Raw genomic sequence first — 13,342 nt, 5'->3', positions numbered from 1 at the left:
GCTTTTCTATTGAATCTTTAAAGATAACAACATTTTTAAAGTAACACTTTAACAAACTCCAAACACGTTTAATTTAGCTATAATTAGTTACCTGTTGACTTTGACAAAATAGCTGATTAAATTAGAAAGCCATATATCCCCGCCCTGATACAAACTAATATTCGATTATGATTTACGCACTACTTATATTTATACTAGTACTATTGGGCCTGACAGTATGGTTAGCTTCAATAGACGGATCGTATTACATAACCCGATCGATAGAATTGGATGTATCCAGAGAAAAAGCATTTGAACTTATTTCTGATTTTAATACCTGGACATCATGGTCGCCATGGTTATGTCTCGAACCCGATGCTAATGTCTCGGTAAGTAAAGATGGTAAAGCCATTGGGGCCGTTTATAAGTGGACCGGCAAAATGGTGGGGGTTGGTGAGATTGAGCACAAATCCTTAAAAAAAGATGTTTCTCTTGAACAGGAAATACGATTTTTAAAACCGTTCAAATCTCGCTCTGATGTATTCTGGATGTTAAGCGGCAAAGGTGAAATGTGCGAACTAACTTGGGGAATGAAAGGTAAAATGCCTTTTTTATTCAAATTTATGGCTAAAAATATGGAGCCGTGGATTGGGATGGATTATGAAAGAGGTTTAAAGATGATTAAAGATAAACTGGAGTTAGGATCTATTGCTTCTGAAATAAAAATTGATGGCATAGAAAACATTCAGCCTGACCAATTTATAGCTACCAGAACTAGCTGTAATATGAAAGATATTAGCAGTTCAATGAAAGAAGCATTTAATCAATTAAATAACCTGGCAAACGACAAGAATATACAAGCAGAAAAAGCACTGGCTATTTATCACAATTTCGATATAAAAAATCCTGTTTGTGAGTATTCGGCTGGAATAATAACTTCCTCGCAATTTAACCTCAGCAATGGATTTTACGTGGCTACTTTACCAGCTAAAAAAGCTTTAAAAGTTACTTTTAAAGGCGATTATAAACATCTGTCAAATGCATGGTCGGCGGCATACATGTATGCCAGAAGCAAAAAATTAAAAGTTAGCAGATCTATTGATCCAATAGAGTTTTACTTAACCGATCCAACAAAAGAAACTGATCCTGCTAAATGGATTACAGAGGTTTACCTTCCTTTGAAATAACTACATTATTATTCTTATCAGCAAGAGCAATACTTATTTATAAACATTTCTCTGGCAAGGCTGTTAAATTCAAAAAATTGGAATGAATAGCCGTAAGCGAAAAATATTACATCAGGTAAGTGTTATCGACAACCTACTTTTGAAAGAAGGTGTTTACTATCTTAAAATCGATAAAAAATTTGACTTTCAACCCGGACAGGTTATAGCAGTTGCATTAGCTCCCGATAATGAACCACGGTTATATTCAATCGCATCAGGACTTGACGAAGATTATTTAGGGATATTATTTGATATTAATCCTCAAGGTCAACTAACTCCTTCACTAGCTGAGTTGAAAACAGGCGATCATCTTTTTATTTCTGAACCCTTTGGTAAATTTTTATGCGAACATAAACCAGCCATGTGGATAGCAACTGGCACTGGAATTGCTCCATTTCTTTCATTGGCACGTTCAAATAAAGCTGATGAGGTTACTTTAATTCATGGATCACGAACTTTGGATTCATTTTATTATCAAGAAACCTTTATATCATTACTCGGTGAAAATTACAAGCGATTTTGTACCTCCGAGGAACAAGAAGGAGTATATAATGGCAGACTAACAACTTACCTCAAAAATCAAAAGCAATTACCTACCAATTATAAATACTATCTTTGCGGAAATTCTCAAATGATTATAGACGTTAGAGAAATCCTTATTGAAAAAGGCATTCCTTTCGATCATATCATTGCTGAAATCTATTTTTAATTAAGCTAGTTATGGCTAAAGAAGCATTGTACGGAAAAACCTTAGGTGAACTAAAAGAAATAATAGTTGGATTAAAACTCCCTGCTTTTACATCAAAACAGTTAGCTGATTGGTTGTATAAAAAACATGTTACCTCAATTGAGGAGATGAGTAATCTCTCGAAAAAAGCCAGAGCGTTGTTAGATGAGAAATATGAGGTTGGCTTAACACCTCCTGAATCATACCAGGAATCAATTGATGGTACAAAGAAGTATTTATTCAAAACTATCAATTCTCAGTTTATCGAAAGCGCATACTTGCCAGAATCAGAACGCAATACCCTTTGTGTTTCTTCTCAGGTTGGTTGTAAAATGGGTTGCTTGTTCTGCATGACTGCTCGTCAGGGCTTTCAGAAACAATTGACCACTAACGAAATTCTCAATCAGATAGCTAGCTTACCTGAACGAGAGAAATTAACCAACCTGGTTTATATGGGAATGGGAGAACCCATGGATAATATTGACAATGTGCTTAAAAGCCTTGAAATAATTACTTCTGATTGGGGATATGGCTGGAGCCCAAGAAGAATAAATGTGTCGACTATTGGAGTTGTACCCGCAATGCGTCGCTTCATTGAAGAATCAGAAGCACACCTGGCCATAAGCTTGCATTCTCCATTTAACGAGGAGCGTAAACAGTTGATGCCTATTGAAAATGTTTATTCTGCTGAACAGGTCATTGAAGCCCTTAGAGACTATGACTTTGGAAGACAGCGCAGAATCTCATTTGAATACATCATGTTTAAAGGAGTGAATGACTCTGCGGAACATGTTAAAGGATTGACTAAACTATTAAACGGTATAAGATGCAGAATTAACCTGATTCATTTTCATCCTATTCCCAATTCGCCATTAAGAGGAAGTGAAAGATCAAAAATGGAATGGTTTAGAGACCAACTAAGTAACAAAGGACTTAATACAACAATTAGGAAATCCCGAGGTGAAGACATTTATGCTGCGTGCGGATTGTTATCAACAAAAAAATTAATTAATTCAGATACAGAAAAAGACTATTAATTAGTTTTGTTTATCAATAATTTTTGTTTTCTTTACAATAGTAAAATTCTATTATCGTTTAATCTAGAAAGTAGATCAATGGTTTTAATGATTTAACCACAAAACTGAAACCAACCGAATAAGCATACGTTATTGATAACAAATGCAATAAGCACACCTTTATTGCACAAATAAATATCGATAAAACATTATTTTAATATTAAGATTAATTGCGGGGGATTCCTGAAGGCTTTTGCTAACAGGACAAGTTGAACATGTAAACAATTTAAACATGTTGCGATTAAGAAACATTGTTTTTTTAATCAAATCTTTTTTTCACTAACATTAGGCCACCTTTGGTGGCTTTTTTTATTACTCTAGAATAAACTTTTATATTTTTGAGGTATAATATTTTTAGCATGAAACAAATTCTCCCAATACTCTTTATTATTTCTGTCATTCTAATTGCCTGCGGTCCAAACAGGGAAAAATTAGCAAAAAATAAATTCGAGAAAGCGCAAGAACTTTTTGCTGACAAACAATTTAATGATGCAAAACTACTGATTGACACTATCAATGAAGATTTCTCTGACCAAATTGAATATACAACCCGGGCTAATGATTTGTTAAGAAAAATTACTATTGACGAACAAAAAAACAACCTTGATTTTCTTGATAGTCTGTTAACTGCAAGAGAAAAAGAGTTAGAACCTCTATTAAAAAACTTTCGAGAATCATCTGATTATGGGTCAAAAAAAATACTGATCCACAAACGTCAGAAACCAGAAAATTCTTATAACAGGATTTACCTACGAGCACACCTCGACTGGGATGGAGAATTTTATATTTCCAGTCATTACACCGGAACATCACACATTAACCACAATCAGATTAAAGTGTACTTTAGCGGCAATCATGCTTTGAGTGAAAAAGTAGAAAAAGATGGTTTTCAAAACAGGCAATTTGAAGACGGTGAAAATGTATGGGAGATTGTTAATTATAAAGATGGTAAAGACAATGGAGTAATTGATTTCATTGCATCAAACTGGGATCAATCTTTAAAAGTACAATTCATTGGAAAGAAATACTATTACATCGTAATGGAAAAATTTGATAAAGAAGCCATCAGAGACGGATACGAAATTTCATTTGTTTTAAAGGAGGTAAAAAGAATAAAAGACGAACGAAAAAAGGTAAAAAAGGAATTATCAAGACTCACTAATGAAATAGATTAAACTTTTTGTTCCAATCTTTTAAGCAATATTCAACTATTTAAGGCATAATCTATTTTCTCTCGTCTGATTTCGTAGTTAAAATCTGGCTTTTCATCAAAAAATAAAAGCAAAACCCAATAATGGGTGATACTTTTATGTGTTCGAATTGTCATATACTTAAAACGATTCAGATGCAATCCAATCCTAAGAAATTAAGAATACTCTCTCTCCTGCTAATTTTGGTGGGACTATCAATTAATTCAGTTGCTCAAAACCTAGTTGCCAGTGCTGTTAGCAACAGCACGAGTGAGGACGGAACCACTGCAACTTTTACTTTAACTCTTGACGCTGATCCCTCAGGCACCGTAGCAGTAACTTTTTCTGTTCCAGCTGAAGTAAATGATGAAATTATTGTAACACCTTCCAGTGTAAACCTTACCTCCGACAATTATAATTCTGGAGAATTAATTACCATTACAGGGCAAAATGATAATGTTATTGATGGTAACCAAAGCATTACTATTTCAATTGATGGAGATAATGGTTCATCAACAAGTGTTGTAGTAATAAATCAGGATGATGACACGTCAGAGCTCTCAATTGTTGCTACAACTCAGGCTGTAGAAAACACAACAAGCGGTGTTTTTACGATTAACTCAACGATAGCGTCAACAACCGACACTGAAATAAATTTTACTTTAGGCGGCTCTGCAACTATTAGCGAAGATTACACAACAAATTCGTCTCCAATAACTCTTAGTGCTAATCAAACATCAACCACCATTCCGGTAACAGTAATTGACGACTTATTTACCGAAGGAGATGAAACGGTTACATTACTATTAGGAACAACCAATAATTCAAGTATAACAGCTGGATCAACTAATCAGGCAATCATAACCATAACAGACAATGAAACAGCCAATTTTACAATTACCCCAACATCAACCAGCATCAACGAAGGAAATACTGATCAATTAGCCGTTGTTCTTACAAGCCAACCAGCTCCTGATGAAGTTGTTGTTATAGATTTATTAAGTACAGATGCGAATGCCGCATCTTTTTCACCTTCTTCTGTAACTTTTACCAATGGCAACTGGGGCACACCACAGAATATAACTGTAACAGGTGTACAGGATGCAGATGCATATGACGAATCGGTAACCATTACAGCTAGTGTTAATAACACAAGCTCTACCAGCTCGCCTTTCCATGATCTTTCTAAATCAACAATTTATACTATTCAGGATGATGAAACAGCTGACTTAAGCATTTCTGCATCATCCTTAATTATTGATGAAGAAGCTTCTGTTGCTTTTACTATTTCATTAACAACTCAACCGGCATCTGATGTAATCATCAATCTTTCTAGCGACAATACTGATGCAGCAACTGTAGCTCCCGCAAGTATCACTTTTAATAACAGCAATTGGAATACGGCCCAAACGGTTTACGTTACCGGAGTAACAGATGCTAACTTAATTGATGAATCAGCTATTATTACATCTTCGGTTGACGCAAGCAGTGATTCAGGGTTTACAGGTATTTCTGATAAAACTGTTGATATTACAATTACAGATAACGATGTAGCCGACTTTACAGTTACCCCTAATCCTTTGGGAGTTAGCGAAGGTGGAACCGGATCTTTTTCTGTTGTTTTAACAGCCCAACCATCTGATGATGTTATAATAAATCTAACTAATGGAAATGATGCAGCTGTAAGTTTTTTAACAACACCCCTAACTTTCACTTCTGAGAATTGGAATACACCTCAGTCTGTTGAAGTTCAAGGTTTGGAAGACGATGATGCGGATAATGAGGTTGTTAATATCACACTGGCGGCAGATAACACCAGCGACGCCTTTTTCCTGGGTAAAGAAAACACCCTTACGGTAAATGTTACTGATAATGAAACGGCAAATTTTGTTATTTCATCTGAAGAATTAAGCGTTGATGAAAATTCAACCAACAGTTATACAATCGTTTTAAGTGCAGAACCTTCAAGTCCTGTTACTATTAACCTCTCAAGCGACAATACAGATGCCGCTACAGTTTCTCCTGCATCAATTACATTTAACAACACCAATTGGTCTACAGCTGAAACGGTAACAATCTCAGGTGAGATTGATGCTAATGTTGAAAACGAAACGGCTATCATAACCGCTTCTGTTGACTCAGGTAGTGATGCAGCATTTACAGGGGCAGCTGATAAAAACACAACGGTTACTGTTAATGATATTGACGTGGCCGAAATACTTTTTGATACCGAATCATTAGTAATTGACGAAAATACCTCCGATGTCTTTAACGTCACATTATCAGCTCAACCATCCAATGATGTTGTAATAAATCTTTCAAGCTCCGATGCAGGAGCCGCTTCTTTATCAGATGAAACCATCACTTTCACAAGTCTTAACTGGAGCACTTCGCAAGAAATAACTGTAACAGGTGAAGAAGATAATGATGTTATTAATGAAACAGTATCCATCACTGCAAGTGTTAATAATACCAATAGCGATGATTATTTTGATGACCTTTCAAAAACACTAACTGCCAATATAACAGACAATGATGAAGCTGATTTTACCTTATCAACCACCATACTAACAATTGATGAAGGCTCAACTGGAGTATTTACGGTCTCACTAAACGCTCAGCCGCTTAACCCGGTTACAATCAATCTATCAAACAACAATACTATTGCTGTTGCACTATCTGAATCTGCTTTAGATTTTAATTCATCTAACTGGAGTACACCACAATCTGTTACTATTACTGCTTTAAATGATGATAATCTGAGTGACGAGGCAGCTATAATCACTGCCTCAGTTGATGAGGGTAGCGATATGCAATTTACCAGTATAACTGATAAACAAATTAACATTACTATTACAGACGATGATGTGGCCGGCTTTACTGTTACGCCTAATCCTTTAGGAATTACAGAAGGTAGCTCTGGGAACTTCTCAGTAGTACTTTCTGCTCAACCTTCCAGTAACGTTGTTATTGACCTTAGCAACAATAATACTGCTGCTGCCAGCCTTTCTTTGGATCCGATAGTTTTTACACCCAGTGATTGGGATCTGTCTCAAACAATTACTGTGACTGGAGTGGATGACGCTGATGCCGATGACGAATTAGCTACTATCACTCTGGAGGTTGACAATACTGAAAGTGATGCTAACTTTAATGATTTAAGCGAATCTTTAACGGTCAATATCACGGATAATGAAAATGCTAATTTTGTATTATCAGCATCTACAATAGATATCACAGAAGGAAATTCCGACAACTTCACTATTGAATTAACATCTCAACCCAGTAGTAATGTATCCATAGAATTAACAAGTAGCAATACTGATGCCATCAGTATGTCAGAATCAGTTGTTACATTTACAAACAGCACTTGGGATTTAGCTCAGTCTGTTACTATAACCGCTGAGAATGATGATAATCTCATTAACGAGGCAGTAACCATCACGGCTTCTGTTGCTTCTGGTAGCGATGCAGGATTTTTAGGCATTGCTGATAAATTGATTGCTGTAACAGTTACCGATAACGATAATGCAGCTTTAATCCTTTCAACCAACACATTTGATATTACAGAAGGTGATGCGCAGGAACAATCATTTACTGTTGTGCTTTCAGCACAACCCTCGAGTGATGTTGTTATTGATTTGGTTAGTTCTGATTTAGGTGCCGCAACCATATCAGCAAGTAGCCTTACTTTTACATCGGGTAATTGGAATACCCCACAAACAGTAATTATTACTCCCGTTGACGATGCCGACGCCTATAATGAAAATTTAACTATCTCATTAAACGTTGACAATACCAATAGTGATAATGATTTTAGTGATACTTCCAGCACTGTTGCTGTAAGCATCACTGATGATGACTCTGCAGGTTTCAGCTTATCTGTATCAGAATTAAGTTTTGCAGAGAATTCGAATGGAACTTTTACCGTTGCTTTAACCGCTCAACCCAATAACCCGGTTAATATTAATCTTACGGGTGGTAATGCTAATATAGCCACTCTATCAACTTCTTCGTTACAATTCACGAACCTAAACTGGAGTACGCCACAAACGGTAACACTTACCGGTGTGGAAGACAATAATTTGACTGATGGGTTACTCACTATTACAGCATCTGTAGCTTCCATTAGCGATCAAGCATTTACATCGTTAAGCAACCAAACCATTAATGTTACTGTATTAGATGTAACAGTAGCAGACTTTGCCGTTAGTGCGGATAACTTAACAGTTACCGAAGGAAGTTCAGGTAATTTCTCAGTTGCTCTTTCTGCGCAGCCATCCAGCAATGTGGTAATTAGCATTAACAGTTCAAATACCGAAGCTGCAACTGTATCAACCAACCTGTTAACCTTTACAAGTAGTAATTGGAGTACTGCGCAGCAAGTAAATGTAGTTGGAGTTCCCGATTCTGATTCAAATAACGAAGCTGCAACTATAACCCTTAGCGTTAATAATAGTAGTAGCGATGCTAACTTTAACGGAATTGAGGATAAAACAATTAATATCACTGTTAATGATGATGACAATGCCGATGTAAACCTATCTGTTTCGGAAGTGTTTATCAATGAAGGAACCGGAATTATTTTTACAGTTTCACTTTCGGCCCAACCCGTTAATCCGGTAACCATTAATTTATCCAATAATAATTCCGATGCAATATCGGTTTCTAACGCAACACTGACATTCACAAATGAGAACTGGAATACTTCACAGCCAGTTACTATCAATGCTTTACTTGATGATAATCTTACAAACGAATCAGCCATAATTACGGCCACCGTTGATGCGTCAAGCGATGCTGCATTTACTACAATTGACCCCAAAGAAATTAACATTACGGTATTAGATAATGACATAGCAGGTTTCACAGCTACTCCTAATCCTTTAGGTATAACCGAAGGTAACACAGGTAACATTTCAGTTGTATTAACTCAACAACCTTCAAGCAATGTTAGTATCAACCTTGCAAACAGCAACTCAAGTGCAGCCAGCTTAGACTTAACTCCTTTGGTATTTACGACAAGCAACTGGAATACTCCACAACAAATTGAAGTTACAGGATTGGAAGATGATGATGCAGATGATGAAGTAGTTACCATATCATTAACAATTGATCCATCAAGTGATGCCGATTTTAATGGTCTTAATCAGGATTTAATTGTAAATATCACTGATAACGAAACAGCCAATTTTGTTTTATCAGCTTCTGAAATAAATATAACTGAAGGAAATACAAACGATTTCACCATCGTTTTATCATCCCAGCCAAGTAACTCTGTCACCATCGAATTGGTTAGCGATGATACCAATGCCATAAGTTTATCAGCATCCGAAGTCACATTTAGCAATAGTACATGGAATCAAGCCCAAACTATAACGATTACAGCTGAAGATGATAGCAATATTGTAAATGAAACAGTGATAATTACCGCTTCTGTTGGTTCCGGAAGCGATTCAAGGTATTCAAGTTTAGCTGACAAAAATATTAATATTAATGTAACTGATAACAATGCTGCTTCGCTTATAGTTACACCTGGCGAACTAAATATTAACGAAGGTGATACCGAAGATAGCTCTTTCACTGTTGCCCTATCCGCTCAACCACAAAGCAATGTGGTAGTTGATTTAAGTAACCCTGACGAAGGAGCTGTAACCATTTCTGAGAGTAGTTTAACATTCACTACAAACAACTGGGACACCCCACAAACAGTAATTGTAAATCCTGTTAACGACGATGATGCCTATAATGAAACTGTTACTATTTCGTTAGCTGTTAATAACAATAATAGCGACACTGGTTTTACCGATATCAATGCATCATTAGCTGTTAATATAACGGATAACGATGTTGCAGGTTTTACTTTATCACAAACAGAATTAAATTTCAATGAAGATTCATTTGAAAGCTTTAACGTTGTATTAAATACTCAACCAACCAATACGGTAACCATTAATTTTACAGGTGCTAATGCAAACATTGCCACAGTATCTCCATCCTCATTACAGTTTACCTATCAAAATTGGAATACACCTCAAACAGTAACCATTACAGGAGTAACAGATCCTGACCTTACCGATGAATCATTAACCATTACTGCTTCTGTAACCGCTGCAAGTGACCAGTCATACATTAATGTGAATGATCAGTTGATTATCGTTAATGTATCAGATATTACTGTTGCCGACTTTACTCCCAACACTGATAGTTTTATTATCACCGAGGGTGATTCAAACAATTTTTCAGTTGTTCTTGAAGCTCAACCAGAAAGTGATGTTATTATCAACGTTAGCAATTCAAATTCTAATGCTCTTTCCGTTTCGTCCAACACTTTAACTTTTACTCCTGACAATTGGAACATTGCCCAACAAGTTACAATTGCGGGATTGGATGATGAAGATACAAATGACGAAATTGCCACTATTACTTTAAGTGTTGACGTTGACAATAGCGATCCTAATTTTATTGATATTGATAACAAAACAATTGCAGTAGATATTGAAGATAATGATATAGCGCAATATATTTTATCTGCAACTCAACTCAGTATTACCGAAGGAAATAGTTCTTCAATTACTATTGAATTGACTACTCAACCCAATTCACCTGTAATTTTTAATATCACCTCAAGTAATACAACCAGTTCTGCAGTTCCAGAAACGCCTGTAACATTCAATGCAGACAATTGGGATCAACCGCAATCAATAGAGATAGCAGCAATAGAAGATACTAATTTTGAGAACGAAACACTTACTGTTACTATTAGTGTCAATACCAATAGTGATTCGAATTATCAGGTTCTTCCCAACCAGATGGTAACCATTAATATTACTGATAACGATTCTGCTCCTGTTTTCACATCTACTCCAATTACAAGTATTAATCAGGATGAACTATATAATTATGTTGTAACCACTTCTGATGAGGATGGTGATATTCCCTCATTGTCAGCAATTGAAATACCTAACTGGCTAGAATTCACCGACAATGAAGACGGTACCGGACAACTGCAAGGAACACCTGTAAATGATGATGTTGCCAACAGTCCTTATTCAATCACAATACGGGCAACTGATCCTTTAACAACTGTTGAGCAACAGTTTTCTATTACAGTTATTAACGTCAACGATGCCCCTATGATCATTGAAAATCAAACGCCCTATACAACGGCTGAAGATGTAGCATTAACAATAAATATTGCTGACATCACAAACGATGTGGACGGCAACTTAAACTTAAGTACTCTTAGTGTAATTAATAACCCAGCAAATGGCTCAGTTAATATAAACCTACAGAACGAAACGGTAGAGTACACACCCAATGCAGGATTTGCCGGCAATGATCAATTCTCGTTACAAATAGCCGATACCGATGGCGTCTTGAGTAATGTTGCTGTTATTAGCGTTACCGTTTCAAATGAAGCTCCTATTGCTGTTAACGATGTATTTTCTATTGATGAGGATACACCTACTTCATTAAATGTTTTAGAGAACGATACCGACCAGCAAAACAATATAATTGCAAGCTCAGTTGCAATTGTAGTCGAACCAACAAATGGAAGTGCAGAGCCACAAACGGACGGTACTGTTTTATACACGCCTACTGAAAATTATTACGGAACCGACAATTTCACTTATGAAATTCAGGATGAAGATGGCTACTCTTCTCAGGCTACAGTATCCATAACCATCAATCCGGTTAACGATGCTCCAAATCTGCAGGATGACAATATTGAAACACAGGAAGACATAACTGCTACTTTTGCTATTCTGGAGAATGATTCTGACCTTGATAATGAAATAGTGCCATCAACATTACAAATTATTAGTGATGTTCAAAATGGAGCTCTGTCAATTAATTCAGACTTTACCATTACTTACACTCCTGACCTTGATTATTTTGGTTCTGATTCATTTACCTATTCGGTACAAGATGAAGATGGTGCATCCGCTCAGGCCAAAGCAAACATTACTATTGCTTCAGTTAACGATGCTCCTGTTGCCGTTGATGATAATGATTTCGGACTACTTAGTTCAACAATCAGAACCAATGTGGTTGAGAACGACAATGATGTTGACAGTGATTTGAATCTAAACTCCCTTGAAGTAACTATTCAGCCACAAAATGGAACTACCGAAGTGGAAACCGGCACTGGATATATTATTTACACACCCGATGCTAATTTTGAAGGAACCGATTTATACACCTATCAAATATGCGATGTTGAAGGTGATTGCAGTCAGGCAACAGTTTATTTAACTATTTCAGGAGAAAATGCTATTCCGGTTACTGAGAGTGTTTATGCAGAAACTTACGAAGATGAATCTGTTTCAATCTATCCGATTGCAAATGCCTCCAGCCCTAATAGTCCGATAGATGCATCTTCTTTGACTGTAATTGATGAACCAGAAAACGGATCCTATGTCATCGACATTGATAACTCTGTTATTGAATACTTCCCAGATGATAATTATTTCGGGCAAGATATGATGACGTATCAAATTTGTAACGAAGCTTCCATCTGTTCTGTTGACACCATATACATTACAATCCTTCCTTTGAATGACCCTCCTATTGCACAGGATGATTACATGACTGTGATAGAAGGACAGTCGGCCGAGTTAGATTTAACACTGAACGATGATGATGTTGAATCTCCTGAGCTACTCTGGGTAAGAATTGCAAGTTATACTCCAAGTACCAAAGGTACTGCGGTGATTTTAGAGGACAGAAAAACGCTGCGTTTCAATGCTGCTTATAATTGTGGTTGTGATGAAGAAATTGTTGACTACATATTAGAAGATGGAACCGGAGCTATTTCTGGTGCCAGAGTGCATATAACCATTGAAAAAGCTCCCGATAATATTCCTGAGGTATTTTCTCCAAATGGCGATGGTGTTGACGACTATTTTGTTATTCCCGGAATTGGAACTGCAGAGTATGACAACAATGAGCTTTATATTTTTAATCGTTGGGGAGCTCAGATTTATTACATGAAAGATTATAACAACACATGGGATGGAAGATCATCGGAAAGCTCTTTAGGATCTGACGAACTATCTGAAGGAACCTATTTCTATGTCTTTAAACTTGTAGATGGAAGAGTTATAAAAGGCACCGTTTATTTGAAGAAGTAACCAACAC

Annotated in this window: 5 protein-coding genes; all 5 read left to right on the top strand. The window is 36.3% G+C overall.

The annotated features are described in order from the left end of the window. The first annotated feature begins 167 nt into the window (after positions 1-167). The 5 genes from KEM10_RS06765 to KEM10_RS06745 all read left to right on the top strand — a co-directional run bounded on the left by KEM10_RS06765 (position 168) and on the right by KEM10_RS06745 (position 13,335). A complete protein-coding gene (locus KEM10_RS06765) occupies positions 168-1,166 on the top strand; it encodes an SRPBCC family protein (RefSeq protein WP_212215146.1) in 999 nt (332 codons plus the stop codon). An 82-nt stretch (positions 1,167-1,248) separates the two neighbouring features. Then, on the top strand, positions 1,249-1,914 hold the full coding sequence (locus KEM10_RS06760) for a ferredoxin--NADP reductase (protein WP_212215143.1): 666 nt from the start codon (positions 1,249-1,251) through the stop codon (positions 1,912-1,914). An 11-nt stretch (positions 1,915-1,925) separates the two neighbouring features. After that, the gene (gene rlmN, locus KEM10_RS06755) at positions 1,926-2,969 is read left to right on the top strand and encodes a 23S rRNA (adenine(2503)-C(2))-methyltransferase RlmN (protein WP_212215141.1); all 1,044 of its coding nucleotides are present in this window, start codon (positions 1,926-1,928) and stop codon (positions 2,967-2,969) included. Positions 2,970-3,367: 398 nt separating this feature from the next. After that, positions 3,368-4,183, top strand: coding sequence for a hypothetical protein (locus KEM10_RS06750; protein ID WP_212215139.1), 816 nt, complete (start codon positions 3,368-3,370; stop codon positions 4,181-4,183). Between the two features lie 170 nt (positions 4,184-4,353). Then, complete coding sequence (locus KEM10_RS06745) at positions 4,354-13,335, top strand: Ig-like domain-containing protein (protein ID WP_212215137.1); 8,982 nt, start codon at positions 4,354-4,356, stop codon at positions 13,333-13,335. Positions 13,336-13,342 lie beyond the last annotated feature (7 nt).

This window comes from Carboxylicivirga linearis, from assembly GCF_018271995.1.
Lineage (GTDB): Bacteria > Bacteroidota > Bacteroidia > Bacteroidales > Marinilabiliaceae > Carboxylicivirga > Carboxylicivirga linearis.
Note: the sequence above shows the minus strand (reverse complement) of the source record. Positions and strands in the feature narration are given on the sequence as shown.